Origin of the sequence: Actinomadura sp. KC06 (assembly GCF_004348735.1) — a bacterium.
Lineage (GTDB): Bacteria > Actinomycetota > Actinomycetes > Streptosporangiales > Streptosporangiaceae > Spirillospora.
In genome coordinates this window covers 17,844-35,147 of the sequence record NZ_SMKT01000047.1, presented here as the reverse complement: position 1 = coordinate 35,147, position 17,304 = coordinate 17,844, and the positions used below count along the sequence as shown (strand labels likewise).

The window sequence follows — 17,304 nt, the reverse complement described above, 5'->3', positions numbered from 1 at the left end:
TCTCTACTAAGGCCGGGCGTCTCAGTCGCGGAAGGCGGGCATGATCTCTTGCGCGAACAGCCGGATGGAGCGCTCCAGGTCCCTGGTTGGGATGCCGGGCAGCTGCATCCGGCAGATGAGCTCGGTCGGCTGGACGGTGGCCTGGAGTTCCTTGATCTCGCGGATCGCCGTCTCGGGGTCGGCGATGACGTAGCGCGAGCTGAAGGTCCGGAAGTCGACCATCGACTCGTCGCTGATCAGCTCGCCGCTGTCGTTGCGCAGCGCCCGCTCACCTTGGGCCGATTTCTTGCCGTACAGGCTGAACAGATGGGTCACAGCCGGGCCGGCCAGGCGTTCGGCCTCCTCCGTGGTGGGGGCGATGAACACCTCGCGGATGACCGGCCGCTCCTCGGGCACGTACCCGCTGCTGGCCGCGACCTCGCCGTAGTGGGCGAAATGCTCGACCAGTTCGGCGGCGGTGTGCCGAGGCGAGGCGGTGACGGGAACCTTCCGCTCCGCCGCCCGCTGGAGTAGCTTGGGCCCCGAGACCCCGTACCAGACGGGGATGCGCTCCTGGACGGGCTTCGGCACGATCTTCGCCTGCGGAACCTGGAAGTACTTGCCCTCCCAGGTGAACTCCTCTCCTCGCCATGCCAGCGAGAGCAGGTCCAGGGCCTCCTCGAACCGGCCGAACCTCTCCTTCATGGGGACGTTGAACGCGGCCAGCTCCTCGGAGACGTACCCGGGGCTGACACCGAGCGTGACCCGTCCCTCGGACAGGTTGTCCAGGGTCGCGACGTCCTCGGCCAGCCGCAGCGGATGGTATAGCGGGAGGATCAGGATGTTCGTCGCCAGCCGCATCGTCTTCGTCAGGCCGGCGGCCTTGCCCAGCACGACCAGGGGGCTGGGCGCCCAGCCGTTGAACTGGAAGTGGTGCTCGGTGGTGTGGAAGGACGTGAACCCTAGCTCCTCGGCGAGGGGGAGCAACTCGTCCATCTCCCGGTAGGCGTCCAGGTTCGAGAAGCCCGAACCCGGCGGAACCACGAAGCTGTACATCAACCCGAATTTCATGACACCGCCTTCACGTTCTGCCGGGGCGTCGCGTTCTGCGCGCCGCCGGTCTCGTTCTCGGCGAGGAAGCTCTCCACGTCGATTTCCTCTTCCTTGAGGTCGAAGGCATAGTCACCTGAGCGCACGCGCTCGCGGATCGCCTCGTACTCCAGGGCATCGACGGAGTGGTAACGATGCCGATCTCCCGGGCGTACCAGGACGCCGTCCTCCGGGAACAGCGGGTCCCTCCCCTCTGGCCGCGCCTGATAGAGGTGGACCGCGCTCCTGCCGATGCACTGGTAGCCGCCAGGCCCGGGATAGGGGTAGATCGTCGTTGTCAGGCCCGCCAATGCGACCGTGCGTGACGGGGTCCGGTCCCGGGGGATGGCGTACTTCGGGGCGGTCAGCGCCTTGCTTTCGTCCAAGGGGTAGGCCCAGAAGCAGCCAGGGACAAAACCCACCGCGGCGATCCAGAAGTCGGTGCCGGTATGACAGGCGATCACCTCGTCCGGCGTCAGGCCGTTGGCCTGGGCCATGAACTCCAGGTTGTTCTCCACCTTGAAATGCTCGGCCAGGGCGGCCGAGAACGGATCGTCGTACCACACCGGGATCCGGAACAGGCGGGAGGTGATCCGGTCGACGGACTCGGCCGACGCCAGGGCTTCGGTGACCGCGGCCCGCAGCCGGTCGAGGGACGTCCGTGCCCGATCGAAGACGATGCCGAGGCTGCGCAGGTGGGGCACCGCCTCGATCACGCCGTCGATCTTCATCCCGTCGATGACGCGGCCGGCCGCCTGGAGCCGGAAGTTCTCCCGCAAGTCGATGACGTCGCCGAACTCGACCGTCAGGTAGTTGTCGCTGAGAACGCGGATCACGGGATCTTCGTGGATCATCGTCTTGCCCCCGGGCTCAGTGCCGGACCGCAGAGACACGGCGGCCCGATTCCCCGACGACGTCGAGCAGGGCCTGGGCCACCTCAAGCGCATTGGGGCCGTCACCATGGACGCACACGCTCTCGGCCTGAACGGACAGGCGCTTCCCCGTCACGGTGAGTACCTCGCCGTCGTTCAGGACCCGCTTGAGCTGGTCCTGTGCCTTCTCGATGTCCGTCTCGTGCTTGCGGCGCTGGACGATGACCGACCCGTCATCGGCGTACTCCAGGTCGGGATAAACCTCTTGCACCACGCGCACCCCGTGCGCTTCGGCGGCCGCCTCCAACTCCGTGTCCCGTACCGGTGCGGTGACATATACCATGGGCGACCGGCAGGTGTTCTTCACTGCGGACATCACCGCCTGCGCCGTCGCCTCCTCGTACATCACCATGGACATGAAGCTGCCGTGCGGCTTGACGTGGTGCAGTTCCATCCCCTCGGCGGCCAGGGCGGCTTGGACCGCGCCCACCTGGTAGACGGTGTAGGCGTAGGCGTCCTCGGGGGAGAGGTCGATGCGGCGCCGGCCGAAGCCGAGCAGGTCCGGCAGCCCCGGATGCGCGCCGACGGACAACCCGTGCTCCTTGGCGAGCCTCACCGTGCGCAGCAGCGTGACGGGGTCGCCAGCGTGGAACCCGCAGGCCACGTTGGCGGTGCTGACGAGGGGCATGATCTCCTCATCGCTGCCCATCCGCCAGTTACCGAAGCTCTCACCGAGATCGCAGTTGACGTCCAGTGCCGGTCCAGTGCTCACCGGGCCACCTCCAGCAGCCTGTCGAACGTGAAAAGGTCGTCGTGCCGTCGGCCGATCGAGGCGGCTTTCTCATGGGAGACCTCGGCGAACGTCGCTTTCGAGCCCGGCCGCATCTGGCCCACGATCCGGATGTCCTCCGAGATGACCGTGGCGATCTTCGCGTAGCCGCCCGCGGTCGGATGCTCGACGCCCATGACGATGGCCGCCGCCCCGTCCGGGCACTGCACACCTCCCAGCGGGATGATGTCGTCCACGATGTTGGACGCGTTCGCGCCCGCCGATCTGGCCAGGTAGCCGGGACGCGGCCTGAAGCGCAGAGGGGACCCGGTGAACCGTGAGCCCATTCGGTCCGTCAGCGTCGACAGCGTCCATTGGGAGGTGAAGAAGGCCTTGATGCTCTCTTCGTCGAAGAGGTCGGCCTGGGGGCCGCGGACCGCCCGGAGCACGCTCGGCACATCGGATCCCGGCAGGTCGAGCGGTTCGAAGCGCCGACCGAGTGGGGGTTCGGACGTGGGATCGTCCAGCGGCAGGACGTCGCCGGCTCTGAGCGCCCGGCCTTCGAACCCGCCCAGCCCAGCGGCCAGCATGGTGGAGCGACTGCCCAGGTACTCCGGGACGGCGATGCCCCCGCCTATCGCGAGGTAGACCCGCAGGCCCCGTTGGATAGGGCCGATCGCCAGCGACCTGCCCGCCTGAACCTCCACCGGCTCCCAGGTGGGGATCGGCGTGCCGTCGACCTTCGGCTTGCACGCGCCGCCGGTCACGGCCACGTGCACGTCGGCGGAGAAGTTGACTGTCGGCCCCATCAGAGTGCACTCGATCGCAGCCGCCCCCCGAGGATCCGCCGACAGGACCGATCCGCCCACCTCGTTGCCAACCAGGAGATTGGCGGCTCTGAAGGACGCGTTGTCCTGGGCCCCAGCGGGCGGGATGCCCTTGCCCAGGTGGCCGGGGCGGCCTGCGTCCTGCACTGATGTGAGGGTTCCTGGCTTCGTGACCGACATCGTCCGATGCACGCTTCACCTCCTTGGAATCGATTCCTGAGGCTAGAAAGCTGCTCAACTCGTGTCAAGAGCAAAGCATCTGCCAGATGAGCACAACCTCTGGCTTCAGCCAGTCAAGCTCAAAATGCGAGTGACCTCTTGCGTCCTCGTGCTACCAGGCTTATCTTCACGGGAATCGATTCCAAGAAGTGGAGATGCAGATGCTCGACATCGGACCGGTCCTGGTCGCAAACCGGGGGGAGATCGCTGTCCGGGTGATCCGGGCGCTCCGTGAACTGGGCATACCGTCCGTCGCGGTGCACTCCGATGCGGACGCCGGCGCGTTGCACGTCCGGTCGGCGGACCGATCCTATGGACTCGGGCCGGCGGCCCCGGCCCAGAGCTACCTCGACATCGAACGGGTCCTGCGAGCTGCCGAGGTGACCGGGGCGCGCTCGATCCACCCGGGCTACGGTTTCCTCGCCGAGAACCCGGTGTTCGCCGAGGCCTGTGAACGCGCGGGCCTGATCTTCATCGGGCCGCCGGTGGAGGCGATCCGGGGCATGGGCTCGAAGATCGAGGCGCGCAGACGGATGCGGGACGCCGGCATCCCGACGGTCCCCGGCGGAACCGACCCACTGGCGACGGCGCACGACGCGGCGGCCGCAGCGGACGCGATCGGCTATCCCGTCGCGTTCAAGGCGAGCGCCGGAGGTGGCGGGCGCGGCTTCCGGGTCGCCGCGGACCGGTCGGCCGTCGAGCAGGCCTTCACCGGGGCGCAAGGGGAAGGCCTGCGCTTCTTCGGTGACCCTTCCGTTTACGTCGAGAGGTACATCGAGGATCCCCGGCACGTCGAGGTCCAGATCTTCGCGGACGCCCATGGCAACGTCGTGCACCTCGGCGAACGTGACTGCAGCGTGCAGCGCCGTCACCAGAAGCTGATCGAGGAGAGCCCCGGGCCGACGGTCGACCCCGCGCTGCGTGAGCGGATCGGCGAGATCGCCGTGGCTGCCGCCCGCTCCATCGGGTACCGGTCGGCGGGCACGGTGGAGGGCCTGCTCGTCGGAGACGACTTCTACTTCCTTGAAATGAACACCCGGCTGCAAGTCGAGCATCCTGTCACCGAGATGGTCACCGGCGTCGACCTGGTGCGAGAGCAACTACGCGTCGCCGCTGGCCTGCCGCTCGCGTTCGCCCAAGGCGACGTGCGGATGCGCGGATGGGCGATCGAATGCCGGATCAACGCCGAGTCCGCGGCCAAGGGTTTCCTGCCCGCGCCGGGCACCATCACCACCTGGGTACCGCCGGACGGGCCCGGCGTCCGGGTGGATTCCGGCGTCCGGGCCGGTGATCAGATCACCACCCACTACGACCCGTTGCTGGCCAAGCTGATCGTCTGGGACACCGACCGCGGCGCCGCGACCCGGCGCATGCTCCGCGCGCTCGACGAGTTCGAGGTCGCCGGCACGGCCACGCTCATCCCGTTCCATCGAAACTTCCTGCGCACTCCCGAATGGGAGCGTGGCGAGACGGGCCGATCCTTGCTCGCCGACCGCACATGGCTCAAGGCCACGGCGGAAACCGCGCCGGATCGCCATGCCACCGGAACCAAGCAGGAGATTTCATGATCGAGATAAGCGCCGAACTCGCCGCGAACGTCTGGCAGGTCCGGGCGGCCGTCGGCGACGAACTCGCCGAAGGCGACGAGATCGTCGTCCTCGAAGTGATGAAGATGGAGGTCCCGGTCGTCGCGCCCCAGCCCGGCCGGCTGGTGGAGATCCGGGTCGCCCCGGACGACGTCGTCGGCGAGGGCGACGTGATCGCCGTGCTCATCTGATCCACCCCTCCCAGCACCCGTTATCCATGACCACCTCTTCGGGATGGGCGTGGAATCGATTCCAAGGACCGATCATGGCAGGAACCACATCGACCGGCCACAGAGGCCCGGCCCCGACACCTCCCGCGCTCGTCGTCTCGCACACCGATGACCCTGAGGTCGCCCTCAAGGCGGCTTCGGAGGACTACTCCAACCACGTCGTCCCGCTCACCTGGCGCAGCGGCCGCTTCTCGCTGACCATGGCGTGGTGGGCGATGGCCAGCGCCATGTTCTGGCTCGTCGCCGCCGCCACCGTCGCGGTCGCGGTCGGCACCCGAGCCGCCCTTGCCGGCATGGTCCTGGCCGTCATCACGCACAGCGCCATCACCTCCGTGCTCAGCACGTACGCCGCGCGCACCGGCCTCACGGTCGCGCTGCTGTCGCGCCGTCTATTCGGCCTGCACGGCGCGATCATCGCGCCGGTCGTCTTCGGGGCCACCGCGGTGTACTACTCGGTGTTCGAGGGATCGGTGATCGCTATCGCCCTGCACCGCCACTTCGGCGGCCTCGACATCAAGATCTACTACCTGATCGTCGTCCTCTACAGCGTGCCGATGGTCTTCGGCGGGGTCCGCACCTGGCTCGACAGGTTCAACGGGTTCCTGCTGCCCTTCTACCTGGCAGGACTGTCCGCTGCGATCGTGTGGGCGACGGTCGAGCACGACGCCCCGGCCGGCTGGCTCTCCGCCGCCGGAGCGGTCGACCTGCCCGTGCCGGGATGGATGTTCGCCTACGCAACCTACCTCGGCATGTGGATCATGATGATGTACACATTCGACTTCGCCCGGTTCGGACGGCCCCAGGACGTGAAGTTCCACAGGACCGTCACCTTCGGACCGGTGTTCTACACCTTCATCTTCCTGATCAGCGGACTGATCGGGATCTTCCTCACTAAGACGGTTCCGACCGAGGGGCCGGTCTCCGAGGTGTCGGTCGTTTACGCGCTCGTGGACCTGATGGGAATCACCGGCGTCATCCTGATCTGGGTCAGCCAGACGCGGATCAACACTGCGAACTTCTACCTGGCATCGACCAACCTCGGCATGATCATGACCCAGGTGCTCCGGGTGCGCCTCCCCAGAACAGTCTGGTCGGTCGTGACCGGAGTGCTGGTCTACCTCCTCATGTTGACGGACGTCCTGAGCTACCTTCTCACCGCCCTGGCCTGGCAGAGCGTGGTGATCGTGGCCTGGGTAGGCATAGCGGTCGTGCACATCATCACGATGGGAGACGACGGTCACGGCCTCCCTGAGTTCCGGCCCGGCCGAGTGCGCCGTGTGACACCGGGGTTGGCCGTGTGGCTGCTGGCCGCCACGGTCGGGATCCTCCTCGTGGAGACCGGCGGGGCCGCCGGCACCAGTTGGGCTCCGATCGTCACGCTCGCCATCTCGGTCATGGGCTACCTGGCCGTGCAGCGACTCCCGGCCCAGATGCCGCTCGACCGTCCTCACGATCCCCGCGCCGAAGTCGAGGACGTCTGGGATGCCCGGGTGCGGTGCGGGAACTGCGGCCACTCGTACATCGCCGTGGAGATCGACCGCGATCCCTCCGCAGGCCACGCGGCCATCTGCGCCCCCTGCGCGGGGTCCACACCAGCGTTCCACGCCGCAGCCAGGGCCGAGGCCCGGAGCGCTCCTATTCGAACTCCCGAATAGTGACGGTGGAGCACGTGCAGGAGATGTTCGCTGCGATCGTCTACGAGCACCAGCAGGACGGGCGGTTGATCCGGCGTACGACCACTACCTCGACACCCACATCCTTCCCGAGTTCGGGCAGGTGTCGGTCGATCAGATCCGCCGCAGCGCGGTCAGACAGTGGGCGACCGGCCTGCGCGCCCGCTACGCCCGGCCACCGTCCAGGGCATCGTGACGTTGATGTCGCTGCTGTTGGGGGCCGCGGTGGAGGAACGCATGATCGTCGTTAACCCGACCCAAGGCCTGCGAATGGCTGAACCCCGCACCAGCCACCCCCACAACCTGCGGGTTCAGCTTGGAACTCGCTCAGTGGAGCAGCCGGAGTCACCTCCGAAGGCCCGCGCGTCCTGACAACGACTCTGCGCCGATCGCTGACACAAAGTCCGCGTCCCTACCGACGCTTTTGTCCGCGCAACGACAACGATCTTGTGGCAGGCATCCTGAGACAACAGTCCAATGCGCTGGCTCAACTGAGACGGGACAGCCAAATCGGCCCAGCGAGCTGGGTCCACGATCTCGTGAGACCGTCAGCGATCTCCTGGACTTGTCCAACTGGTCCTGGATCCGTTCCGTCCAAGGTCTCTTGGAGCCACACACCTCGCCCGAGCCCGATATGGAGCTTGATCCTCTACAGTGTGCTTGGAGGGGTGATGAATATGGCAGCTATGTCTGGTGGCGGCAACGGCCAGTGGGGCCGGACCCGAACCGAAGCGGGTGCCCGTGCCGTCGTCCAAGAGCTGCGGGAACGAGGTGGCCGTCCGCAGCGTAGCAGGCGTCAGAACATCGTTGTCGCCTGCGTGGCCGTCGCGGTCTTGGTTGGCATCGCCATCTACCTGCTCGTTGGCTGACGCCAGACGGAGTGCAGCGCCTCGGCCGAAGACGACTTCGGCGACCCGCGCCTGATCCCCATCAGTCGTCACCCCGAGGGGGCGGTGGCGGAATGCAGTGGAGATTGCCAACGCCACTCTCGCCGCCATCCACGCCGGTCTGTGGGGCGCCGGGGTCGACCGCGGTCGTCTCGGACTCCACACGAACGCACGATCCGCTCGATCCGGCCCGGCGGCTCGATCCGCAGGTTGCGGCGCCGCGCCAGCAGCACCCCCACACCCTCGTCAGTCAGCACCATCGGGCAGATCTCCGCCGCGAGCCACTCGATCAGCTACGCGAAGGAGACATGTGTGTGACGGCCTCGGGTACCTGCCGACCGCCCACCGGCCCCGACGCTCGCCAGGTGCCGGGCCGGTCGCGTGTTCGCGCGCGACGCGGCACCGTGAGGATCTCGCCCCAGTGGCCGAAGCGGGCGCCGCCGACGTCGGCGACCAGGACCGACCCGGGCGGGGCGTGTAGTACGGCGTGGTGCAGGGCGAGGTTGTCGCCGCCGGCGCCCTGCACGGTGAACGCCGGGCCGCACAGCCGGGCACCGACCCACAGCGACCGGATCTCCGGAGACAGAGCTACGGCGAGTCCGGACGCCTGGGACAGGGTCGCGCTGGGGTGGCCGCGGGCGAGGTCGATTGTGCTCACCATGGGTCCTTCCGGGTCTGGAGCGAGTGGTAGCCGTGCTCGGCGCGCGCCTCGGCGAGCGTGGCGCCGCACCGGACGGCCTCGACGATGACCTCTTCGACGCGGTCGATACGCCAGGCGGTTTCCGCGACCTCGTCCCAGCGTGTGGCCGGGACGCCCACAGCACCGTCGTCGTCGGCCACGAGGATGTCGCCAGGGCGTATGACGACACCGTCGATGGTGATGGCTGTCTGGACCGCGGCTACCCGGACGCGGTCCTTGCCGGTGCGCATGAAGCGGGCGACCGACCAGATCGGGTATCCGGCGGCGGTCGCGGCGGCGACGTCACGGCAGGTGCCGTTGATGACGGTGCCCGCGATGCCGCGCTGGTGGGCGGTCTGGCTCATGATGCCGCCCCACACCGTGCAGTCAGTGCGGCCGGCGTTGTCGATGGATCGGCTCCGCCGGCGCGGGGCCCAGCCCGTGGATGGCGAAGTCGATCGCGGTGGCCAGCCGCTGTGGATCATGTCCGGCGCGTTCCCGGACCCGCAATCCGAGCACCGTGGTGAACAGCAGTTCCACGGCGGCGTCGAGATCGAGGTCGGTGGGCAGTTCGCCGGTGCGACGCCCCTCATGCAGCAGTGACCGCAGTGCCGACCGGGTGACCTCGAAGGCCGCCTCGGTCCGTGCGCTGACCTGGGTGTCCGTGGTGCCCAGTTCGGTGACGGTGTTCACCACCAAGCAGCCTGGTCCGGGCTCGGCGTCGGCGGTGCAGCCCACCAGCCATCCCAGCCAGTCGCGTAGCGCGTCGCGAACTGGCTGACCGGTGGTCGGCAGCCGCTCCCTGGCCTGGGCGGACTCGGTGGCGCGGTGGTGGTCGAGGGCGCGTAGGAACAGCGTGTGCTTGTCCTCGAACGTCCGGTAGAGGCTGCTGGGCGTGAGGTGGAGTTCGGCGCCCAGGTCGCGGACCGAGGTGGCGTTGTAGCCGCGACGCCAGAACAGGGCGGTCGCCCGGGCGACCGCCTCTCGCTCGTCGAATTGCCGACACCATATGGGAGCGATCGCTCCCAAATTGGCTTCCCCTGTGGAGGCAGACGTGACGACCACCGAGCGCACTGCCCGGGCCGTCCGGCAAGAGCCGGAACCAAGCCGCTGGGCGGCCGTGGCGGCCGTGGCGCTGGGCACGTTCTTGCTGGTCACCGCCGAACAACTGCCCATCGGACTGCTCACCGACGTGGGCTCGGCGCTGCGGGTGTCCGAAGGCACGGCCGGGCTGATGGTGACCGTGCCCAGCCTCGTCGCGGCGGTCGCGGCCCCGGTGGTCCCGGCACTGGTCGGCGGGCTGGACCGGCGGCTGCTGCTCCTCGGCCTGATGGGATTGATGACGCTCGCCAACCTGGCGTCCGCATTGGCGCCGAACTTTGCCGTGCTGGTGTCGTCCCGGGTGCTGGTCGGAGTGGCGATCGGCGGGTTCTGGGCGGTCGCCGGCGGGCTGGCGGTCCGGCTGGTGAACGAGGCGCATGTGCCGCGGGCCACCGCGATCGTCTTCGGCGGGGTCGGCGCGGCGAACGTGTTCGGCGTGCCGATCGGCACGGTGATCGGCGGGCTGACCGGGTGGCGGATCGCGTTCACGACGCTCAGCGCGCTGGCGCTGGTCGCGCTGGTCGCACTACTGACCGTGCTGCCGCCGCTGGCCGCGTCCCGGGTGATGAGCCCGCGCCTGCTGGTCCGGCAGTTGCGCAACCCCGGCGTTCGGGTCGGCATCCTGGCCATCTTCCTCCTGGTGACCGGTCATTTCGTGGCCTCCACCTTCGTCAGCCCGGCCCTGCAGCGGCTGTCCGGGATCGACGCGCGGCTGGTCGGGCCGCTGCTGTTCGGGTTCGGCATCGCGGGCATGGTCGGCAACTTCGCCGCTGGTGCGGCACTGGCCCGCCGGACGTACCGCACCGTGCAGGTGATCACCCTGGCCCTGGCCGTCGCGATGCCGCTGTTCGTACTGCTGGGCCGAGGCACGACCGGTGGCATCGCGCTGCTGATCGTGTGGGGCCTGGCCTACGGTGGGGTGTCGGTCGGACTGCAGACCTGGATGATCAAGGCCGCGCCGCGCGCGGTGGAGGCGGCCTCCGCGCTGTGGGTGGCGGTGTTCAACCTGTCGATCGGCCTCGGCGCGCTGGTCGGCGGCGTCATCCTCGACTCGCTCGGCCTGCCGGGCGTGCTGTGGATCGGCGGCGCTGCCGCTCTGGTCGCTGCCCTGGCGGTGGGGACCGCACGAGGCAACGCCGGCCTGCGGTACCCGGGACACCAGGTTCCTCCTCGACCGCCGGCCGGCACTCCACTCCGCCATCTTTCGGCGGATCCCCGCACGACCGCAGCGTCGCCGAGGCGGCACGTGTGCGAGTGCCCGATGCGGCCGCGCCCGTCTCCGGGACACCGGTTCGTCCGTCGGCAACAGCACCCAGCCCGGGTCGCACGTCGGCGACGGCTGTACCCCCGCCAGCACATCAACGTCACCGCCCGTCGGCCGACACTCTAATTCCCCTTGATCACCGGTCACGACTTCGAATCCCCCGAATCCGATGGATGATCTTCGTGGCTCTCCTCTACCCACCAAGATTGTTTCCACCCCTGGGGAGATACCCCGGCGCGACGGAGAAGGCAACACGACTTGCTGCAACAGGGCGAGTTTCCGGGGAAGCTGAGCGAGCGAAGGTGGCGGCGGTAATAGTCCGCGCTCAGTTCGTGGAGTTCGTTGCCGATCTGGAACGCTGTCTCGGCGAAGAGAACCGGCTCGGCGGCTTCACCTTGAGCGTCCGAACTGTCCGGGCACCGTCCGGCCTGGCGACCACGGCTCGCAAACCTCAGGCGACAGGCCGGACGGACCGCAACCGAGAAAGGCATGTCTCATGCGCCTTATCTGGTCCACCACCCAGGCTGCACTACGTCCCCTCGCTACAGGAAGACGTCGCGCCGTGATCGTGTTGACCTGCGCGCTCATCGTCCTAGTCTTCCCTAGCCAGCGGATCAGCACTGCAGCCGCCGTGATCACAGCAATGGCGGCCCTCATGCAGCTGACCAGCGGCCCCGAGCGGCGACCATCAACAGGCGAACGCCCCTCCCTGCCCGAGTAGAGCCACCCCTGACGCCCTTAGAGGGCGTTGAAGAACCCCGCCGGTCCAGGTCAGGAATCAGTTGCGATCTCTGACGACGATCAGCGCCGGACGGATGAGCCTCACCGTGACGCTGTTCCTCGCGGCTCTGCCGAGCGTCTGAAGGCGTCTCTACCACGCTCCGAGGTTCCGGGCCGCACGGATGCGTGCTGTCGTCCATAGGCGGCGCCTGGGGCGTAGTCCCTTTGCACACATCGACAGGAAGGACGCGGCATGGCGGATCGATCCGGCTTCACCGACTACGTGGAGAGGCATTCCGGCCGCCTGCTGCGCAGTGCGTATCTGCTGACCCAGGACTGGGCTCGCGCCGAGGACCTGTTGCAGATCGCGCTTGCCAAGGCGTGGGTCGCCTGGGGACGTGTCTCAGGCGACCCCACTCCCTACATCTACCGGATATTGACCAACACGCACGCCTCCTGGTGGCGGCGGCGCTGGCGCGGCGAGATCCCGACTGCGCAACTACCGGAACCGGCCGGTGCTGACCTGACGGCGGCCTTCGACGACCGCGAGGTGATGTGGACGGCACTGGCCCAGCTGTCGGCCCGTCAGCGTGCGGTCGTGGTGTTGCACTACTTCGAGTCGTTGCCGCTCACCCAGGTCGCGGCGATCCTCGGCTGCTCCAGCTCCACCGTCAAGACCCAGCACCATCGGGCACTGGCGCGGTTGCGCGTCGATCCCGCCCTCCAAACCCTCAAGGAAGTGAGATGACCATGCACAACTCGCCCGAGGAACTCACCACTCTGCTGCGCGAACGCGCCGAAGGCTCGCCCGCCGACCCCGGTCGCGCCGAGAAGGCGGAGGCCCTGGGCAGGCGCATGCTGCGCCGCCGCCGGGCCGCTCGCACGGCCATCACGGCCGGTGCCGTGGCCGCCGTCGTGGCCACCGCGCTAGCCCTGCCCGCTGATCCGGGCCAGGTCGATCCGGCCGACGCCGCACTGGTGTCGGTACGGCTTCCGGCCCAGGTGCCGCTGCCGGGCCAGGCCGGCCATCTCTTCCGGGACGAGAAGCTCCCACTCATCGCATCGCAGCAGCGCAACCGGATGGGCGTGCCGGTCCTCCTTCGGTTCACGGCACTGAGCACCGACACCATCTACAACGTGCGATGCTCAGTCCCCGGCTCCTGGATGGTGGTCAAGACCGATTCCCCCAGTCGGTCAACCAGCATCGGCCGGTGCGGCCCCCATGACCAGCTGGGCCAATTCGACGCCCAGTCAGCCGGGCCCGCGTGGAGCGGCCGGACCCACACCTGGGAGCTATGGGTACTGCCGCCAGAAGCACAGATCGACGCGATGACCGACCCGGACACCATCGACAAGGTCGCCGCCCGCACCGGTACTCGCCCGGGAGCCTGGGCCGTCGGCATCTACGACCGGAACAGGTGACCCTCCCCCGGGGGACGCTGGCGATCGTAGACGCTCGTTGACGTCGGTTCAGGGCGGTCCGGGGGCCATGCGTGCTCCCGCTACGCCCCGCTTCGGGCGGATGCAACGGGAGCACGTATGGAGGAGTGGTAGTGCGCGTCATGGCCTTTCAGACCAGGCACGGTGAGAAAGGCCCGTCTGTCAACGTCGGGCGAATCTCTGGTCTCTGATGACGGGTTATCCCAGCCCCCGAACCGTCACCTTCCCCGCACTCAATCCAAGATCAGCGGCTGTTCAACGCCCACTTACAACCGTAGGGGAGGCCGCAGTCACCCCGGCCTCCTCTCGACCACGCCCAAACATGGCTACGCAAGAACGTCCTTCAGACAGAGATAACGATGAACACACGGACTTGACAGGGAACCGGAGCATGACTCGCATGATTCCCGGATGCTGCGGGTGGCGCGCGATCCGGGCGCCGCCGACACGACCTCGCGGCGCGCGAAACCAGCGGCACGCGGGCCGGACACCGCGACTGCGACGGCCAGGCCGTCGATCGCCAGACCCCACGCCTGATAGCCGAAAGGGCGGGTGAACGGGCCGAGTAGGTGACTGAAGGCCACGAGGAGCTCGTTGGCCTGCTGCTTGGTGACCGGTGCGCTGTCCGTACTGGCCAGATCGTGGTCCGATCGGCCTCGGTCGTCCATGGAGCCTCCCCCTGTTGTAGTCGGAACGGGGGGATCTTGCATGCCAGGAACTGGCGAAGCTACGAGCGCGTCTCACGTGGAGAGTTTGGCGAGCTTCTTGTAGCAGGTGATGGCTGCGGAGAAGACGAGGAAGGCGTTGAACAGATGGCCGTGGCGTTCGTAACGGATGGTCAGCCGCCGGTAGCCGAACAGCCAGGCCAGCGTGCGTTCGATCTTCCAACGGTGGCAGCCCAGCCGCTCGCTGGACTCGACGCCGGCCCGGGCGATGCGCGGTACGATCCCGCGCCCGCGCAGCCAGGCCAGATGCTCGGCGGAGTTGTAAGCCCTGTCGGCGCGGAGCTTGACCGGCCGCCGCCGACGCGGTCCGCGCCGCGACCGGATCGGCGGTAACGCCATCAGCAGCGGCTTGAGCGCCTGGCCGTCGTGCACGTTGGCGGCCGATATCGGACCAGCGGCAGTCCGGCGGCATCGGACGGCACGTGGAGTTTGCTGCCGTTCTTGCCCGGTCGACGGGATTGGGGCCGGTCAGCGTTCCCCCTAATCACTGTCAACGGGTCCGCCGTCCGGCAGACTCGGGCCTGGTAGCCGCTGGCAGGTGAGCACTGTCCCCCTGGGACCCTTCGGGAGTCCTGCGAAAAGATCGTGCCCCTGTCAGTCGGCCGGGAGGGTTGATCGCTGCTGGGATGTCGTGCCCGCCGTGCGCGGTGTGAGCACTGCTTGATTAGGTCGCCGATGGTTCTCCCGCAGGCTGCCGAATACCGATGCCGAGGGCAGGAGAAGCGTTGCGGCTGTTTGTCGGGGACGACTGGGCAGAGACCTATCACGACGTCGAGTTGATGGACGGCTCGGGACATACGCTGGCCAAGGCCCGCCTTCCGGAGGGCATGGCCGGGATGGTCAGGCTGCACGCGATGATCGGCGAGCAGTTGGGTGATGATGCCGACGACGCTGAGGTGGTCGTCGGGATCGAGATCGACCGGGGTCCCTGGGTGCGGGCGCTGCTGTCCGCCGGCTGCCGGGTGTTCGGGGTGAACCCCCTGCAGGCGTCCCGGTATCGAGAGCGGCCGAGCGTGTCGGGCGCCAAGAGCGACGCCGCGGACGCGCACATGCTGGCCGACATGGTCCGCACCGACTCCCACCAGCTGCGTCCGGTCGTCGGCGACAGCGCCGACGCTGAGGCGATCAAGGTGGTGACGCGGGCCCACAAGACTCTGATCTGGGAACGCACCCGCCACTGTCAGCGGCTCCGACACGCCCTGCGTGACTACTTCCCTGCCGCCCTGGTCGCCTTCGAGGACCTGGACGCCGCCGACACCTTGGAATTGCTGGCCAAGGCCCCTACCCCCGCCGAGGCGGCCGAACTGACCATCACCCAGATCAGCGCCACCCTCAAACGCGGCCGCCGCCGGGGTGACCTGCGGCAGAAGGCCGCTGTTATCCAGGCCGCGCTGCGCGCCGAGCATCTGAGCCAGCCCGACGTCCTGACGGCCGCCTACGCCGCCACGGTCCGCTCGGCGGTCGCCGTCCTGACCGTGCTCAACGAGCAGATCAAAACCCTGCAAGGGCAGGTCGAGGCCCATTTTGGGGTTCACCCGGCCGCTGAGATCATCCTGTCCCAGCCCGGACTCGGCATGATCCTCGGCGCCCGGGTGCTCGCAGAGTTCGGCGACGACCCCGACCGCTACGCCACCGCCAAGGCCCGCAAGAACTACGCCGGGACCAGCCCCATCACCCGGGCCTCGGGCAAGAAGAAAGTCGTCCTGGCCCGCTACGTCCACAACGACCGCCTCATCGACGCCCTCGACATCCAGGCCTTCACCGCGCTCAAGGCCTCGCCGGGCGCCCGCGCCTACTACGACCGCCAGCGCGCCCGCGACGTCGGCCACCACGCCGCCCTGCGCCAACTCGCCAACCGCCTTGTCGGGATCCTGCACGGATGGCTCAAGACCGGCACCCTCTACAACGAGGCGACAGCCTGGCAACAGCACACCGACCACCTCGCGGCTTGACACCCATAGCTCCTGGGATGTCTTTTCGCGCGGACCGCGGCGGCGTCCATGATCGCCGACGCCCAGTCCACCTGCCCACGCGCGCCGAGCTCGTCCAGCACAGCCTGGTGCAGCCGCGGCCACAACCCCGCAGCCGTCCAAGCGGTGAACCGCCGATGCGCGGTCGGCACCTTCACCCCGAACTCGCCCGGCAGATGCCGCCACGCGCACCCACTGGTCAGCACGTACACGATCGCGGTGAACACCGCCCGATCCTCCACCGGCGCGGTCCCGCCACCCTGCCGACGCGGCGTGAACTCCGGGACCAATGGCTCGACGATCGCCCACAAATCATCCGGCACCAACCGGAGCGCAAGATCCGACGACACGATCCCCGATCATGCCGCATCATTCACCGAATCCACGTGAGACACGCTCTTAGTGTTCTGCGCCAGAAAATTGTTGTAGATATCGGGTGAGGGAGTCCAGGATCTCTTCCGCGGCCTTGGTCCACGCGAACGGCCTGCCCACTGCTGATCAGCACCTCTGAGGGCGCCACCGACTATATCCGCGCCGACATGCGCGCCCCTGACCGGATCTTGCACAGGCCCGCGCACTCATGGGACTTCGACCCGCCTGTCGCATTCTCGTCACCCACACCGCTCCCGGTCCGGGTATCATGTGCGGGGCCGATGACGAGTCCACCGCGCTGGTGCGGGGCCAACAGCTGATCAGCGCCGCGTACGGTCCGACGGACAGAACCATCCCCGCGTTGCGGGGCCAACTCACCACCCTGTCGCGGGTGCTCCGATTCATGAGAACCATCCCCGCGCGGGGATGGTTCCTGCGAAACGTAGTCGTTTCGTCACCGGAATCCGACTGCCCCGCGCCCGCAGGGATGGGGCCCTGACCACCAGTGGTCGGCGGGGTGCGGCCGTAGCCAAGGCGCGAGACCGCCAGGATCGTGTGGCCGGCGTCGGCGAACACTTCGTTGCCCAAGGCGATCCCGGCGCGCATGTGCCCGCCGTGCAGCATCAGCACCACGCGGTCTCCCCGTTCTTCCAGCCGGTACTCCACCGGCCCGGCCGTCAGATCTACCAGCTGGGTGAGGCTTTCGCCCTGGAGCGCGCTGGTCATCGAGCGGTCGGTTTCTGTACGGCGTCGCTGTGGAGGCGACAGTGTGGCCGCGACGGTGGTGATCGGGTCTCATCCTGGTCGGCCCAACCCCGAGAATCAGGGCCTGCAGGGTTCTTTGGGACTCGGCCTGGGCGGCCGGCCGGGCCCGCGGCCCCAGCCAGCGCGACAGTACGACC

Annotated in this window: 17 protein-coding genes and 1 pseudogene; 8 read left to right on the top strand and 10 right to left on the bottom strand. The window is 68.2% G+C overall.

Going from position 1 to position 17,304, the window contains the following annotated elements:
- Positions 1-21: 21 nt before the first annotated feature.
- The 4 genes from E1287_RS17285 to E1287_RS17270 are packed head-to-tail and all read right to left on the bottom strand — an operon-like array spanning position 22 to position 3,716.
- Entirely contained in the window at positions 22-1,050 is a 1,029-nt protein-coding gene (locus E1287_RS17285) for an LLM class flavin-dependent oxidoreductase (protein ID WP_131965975.1), read from the bottom strand.
- Positions 1,047-1,922: a carboxyltransferase domain-containing protein gene (locus tag E1287_RS17280; protein ID WP_207934266.1), complete on the bottom strand. Its 876-nt coding sequence runs from the start codon at positions 1,920-1,922 to the stop codon at positions 1,047-1,049. Before E1287_RS17280 ends, E1287_RS17285 begins: the two co-directional genes overlap by 4 nt.
- 16 nt (positions 1,923-1,938) lie before the next feature.
- Positions 1,939-2,712, bottom strand: coding sequence for a 5-oxoprolinase subunit PxpA (locus E1287_RS17275; protein ID WP_131965973.1), 774 nt, complete (start codon positions 2,710-2,712; stop codon positions 1,939-1,941).
- Complete coding sequence (locus E1287_RS17270; protein ID WP_243719128.1) at positions 2,709-3,716, bottom strand: biotin-dependent carboxyltransferase family protein; 1,008 nt, start codon at positions 3,714-3,716, stop codon at positions 2,709-2,711. Before E1287_RS17270 ends, E1287_RS17275 begins: the two co-directional genes overlap by 4 nt.
- A 194-nt stretch (positions 3,717-3,910) precedes the next feature.
- Here E1287_RS17270 and E1287_RS17265 point away from each other — a divergent pair, with 194 nt between their 5' ends.
- The 3 genes from E1287_RS17265 (at position 3,911) to E1287_RS17255 (ending at position 7,226) form a co-directional block, all read left to right on the top strand.
- Positions 3,911-5,323 (top strand): acetyl-CoA carboxylase biotin carboxylase subunit, encoded by a 1,413-nt coding sequence (locus E1287_RS17265; protein WP_131965971.1) that lies wholly within the window; start codon positions 3,911-3,913, stop codon positions 5,321-5,323.
- Positions 5,320-5,532: a biotin/lipoyl-binding carrier protein gene (locus E1287_RS17260; RefSeq protein WP_131965970.1), complete on the top strand. Its 213-nt coding sequence runs from the start codon at positions 5,320-5,322 to the stop codon at positions 5,530-5,532. The genes E1287_RS17265 and E1287_RS17260 overlap by 4 nt, the downstream gene beginning before the upstream one ends.
- A gap of 74 nt (positions 5,533-5,606) precedes the next feature.
- Positions 5,607-7,226 (top strand): thiamine permease, encoded by a 1,620-nt coding sequence (locus E1287_RS17255; protein WP_131965969.1) that lies wholly within the window; start codon positions 5,607-5,609, stop codon positions 7,224-7,226.
- 1,194 nt (positions 7,227-8,420) lie between these two features.
- On the opposite strand, the gene E1287_RS17250 is transcribed toward E1287_RS17255, so the two are convergent.
- The 3 genes from E1287_RS17250 to E1287_RS17240 are packed head-to-tail and all read right to left on the bottom strand — an operon-like array spanning position 8,421 to position 9,839.
- Positions 8,421-8,792, bottom strand: coding sequence for a hypothetical protein (locus E1287_RS17250; RefSeq protein ID WP_243719119.1), 372 nt, complete (start codon positions 8,790-8,792; stop codon positions 8,421-8,423).
- Positions 8,786-9,175 (bottom strand): hypothetical protein, encoded by a 390-nt coding sequence (locus E1287_RS17245; RefSeq protein WP_243719117.1) that lies wholly within the window; start codon positions 9,173-9,175, stop codon positions 8,786-8,788. The genes E1287_RS17250 and E1287_RS17245 overlap by 7 nt, the downstream gene beginning before the upstream one ends.
- A gap of 22 nt (positions 9,176-9,197) precedes the next feature.
- On the bottom strand, positions 9,198-9,839 hold the full coding sequence (locus tag E1287_RS17240) for a TetR/AcrR family transcriptional regulator (RefSeq protein ID WP_207934265.1): 642 nt from the start codon (positions 9,837-9,839) through the stop codon (positions 9,198-9,200).
- 25 nt (positions 9,840-9,864) lie between these two features.
- On the opposite strand from E1287_RS17240, the gene E1287_RS17235 reads away from it, so the two are divergent.
- The 3 genes from E1287_RS17235 (at position 9,865) to E1287_RS17225 (ending at position 13,317) form a co-directional block, all read left to right on the top strand.
- Positions 9,865-11,301 carry an MFS transporter gene (locus E1287_RS17235; protein WP_243719115.1) on the top strand — a complete coding sequence of 479 codons (1,437 nt, stop codon included), beginning with the start codon at positions 9,865-9,867 and terminating at the stop codon, positions 11,299-11,301.
- A gap of 847 nt (positions 11,302-12,148) precedes the next feature.
- Entirely contained in the window at positions 12,149-12,643 is a 495-nt protein-coding gene (locus E1287_RS17230; protein ID WP_131965967.1) for a SigE family RNA polymerase sigma factor, read from the top strand.
- A complete protein-coding gene (locus E1287_RS17225) occupies positions 12,640-13,317 on the top strand; it encodes a hypothetical protein (protein WP_131965966.1) in 678 nt (225 codons plus the stop codon). Before E1287_RS17230 ends, E1287_RS17225 begins: the two co-directional genes overlap by 4 nt.
- A gap of 344 nt (positions 13,318-13,661) precedes the next feature.
- Here E1287_RS17225 and E1287_RS17220 read toward each other — a convergent pair whose 3' ends face one another.
- Both E1287_RS17220 and E1287_RS17215 read right to left on the bottom strand, forming a co-directional pair.
- Entirely contained in the window at positions 13,662-14,003 is a 342-nt protein-coding gene (locus E1287_RS17220) for a hypothetical protein (RefSeq protein ID WP_131965965.1), read from the bottom strand.
- 153 nt (positions 14,004-14,156) lie between these two features.
- A pseudogene (locus E1287_RS17215) lies at positions 14,157-14,541 on the bottom strand (transposase); the annotation flags it as partial.
- Between the two features lie 244 nt (positions 14,542-14,785).
- Here E1287_RS17215 and E1287_RS17210 point away from each other — a divergent pair.
- Complete coding sequence (locus E1287_RS17210) at positions 14,786-16,012, top strand: IS110 family transposase (protein ID WP_279505300.1); 1,227 nt, start codon at positions 14,786-14,788, stop codon at positions 16,010-16,012.
- Here E1287_RS17210 and E1287_RS17205 read toward each other — a convergent pair.
- Complete coding sequence (locus E1287_RS17205; protein ID WP_207934264.1) at positions 15,961-16,380, bottom strand: transposase; 420 nt, start codon at positions 16,378-16,380, stop codon at positions 15,961-15,963. The two genes, E1287_RS17210 and E1287_RS17205, sit on opposite strands and share 52 nt — an antisense overlap.
- Before the next feature lie 141 nt (positions 16,381-16,521).
- On the opposite strand from E1287_RS17205, the gene E1287_RS17200 reads away from it, so the two are divergent.
- A complete protein-coding gene (locus tag E1287_RS17200; protein ID WP_131965993.1) occupies positions 16,522-16,722 on the top strand; it encodes an SAM-dependent methyltransferase in 201 nt (66 codons plus the stop codon).
- The last annotated feature ends 582 nt before the right edge of the window (positions 16,723-17,304 follow it).

Coding starts and splice junctions, on each gene's coding strand:
- E1287_RS17285 (WP_131965975.1), bottom strand. CDS start 1,050: ATGAAATTCGGGTTGATGTACAGCTTCGTGGTTCCGCCGGGTTCGGGC.
- E1287_RS17280 (WP_207934266.1), bottom strand. CDS start 1,922: ATGATCCACGAAGATCCCGTGATCCGCGTTCTCAGCGACAACTACCTG.
- E1287_RS17270 (WP_243719128.1), bottom strand. CDS start 3,716: ATGTCGGTCACGAAGCCAGGAACCCTCACATCAGTGCAGGACGCAGGC.
- E1287_RS17265 (WP_131965971.1), top strand. CDS start 3,911: ATGCAGATGCTCGACATCGGACCGGTCCTGGTCGCAAACCGGGGGGAG.
- E1287_RS17260 (WP_131965970.1), top strand. CDS start 5,320: ATGATCGAGATAAGCGCCGAACTCGCCGCGAACGTCTGGCAGGTCCGG.
- E1287_RS17255 (WP_131965969.1), top strand. CDS start 5,607: ATGGCAGGAACCACATCGACCGGCCACAGAGGCCCGGCCCCGACACCT.
- E1287_RS17250 (WP_243719119.1), bottom strand. CDS start 8,792: ATGGTGAGCACAATCGACCTCGCCCGCGGCCACCCCAGCGCGACCCTG.
- E1287_RS17245 (WP_243719117.1), bottom strand. CDS start 9,175: ATGAGCCAGACCGCCCACCAGCGCGGCATCGCGGGCACCGTCATCAAC.
- E1287_RS17230 (WP_131965967.1), top strand. CDS start 12,149: ATGGCGGATCGATCCGGCTTCACCGACTACGTGGAGAGGCATTCCGGC.
- E1287_RS17225 (WP_131965966.1), top strand. CDS start 12,640: ATGACCATGCACAACTCGCCCGAGGAACTCACCACTCTGCTGCGCGAA.
- E1287_RS17220 (WP_131965965.1), bottom strand. CDS start 14,003: ATGGACGACCGAGGCCGATCGGACCACGATCTGGCCAGTACGGACAGC.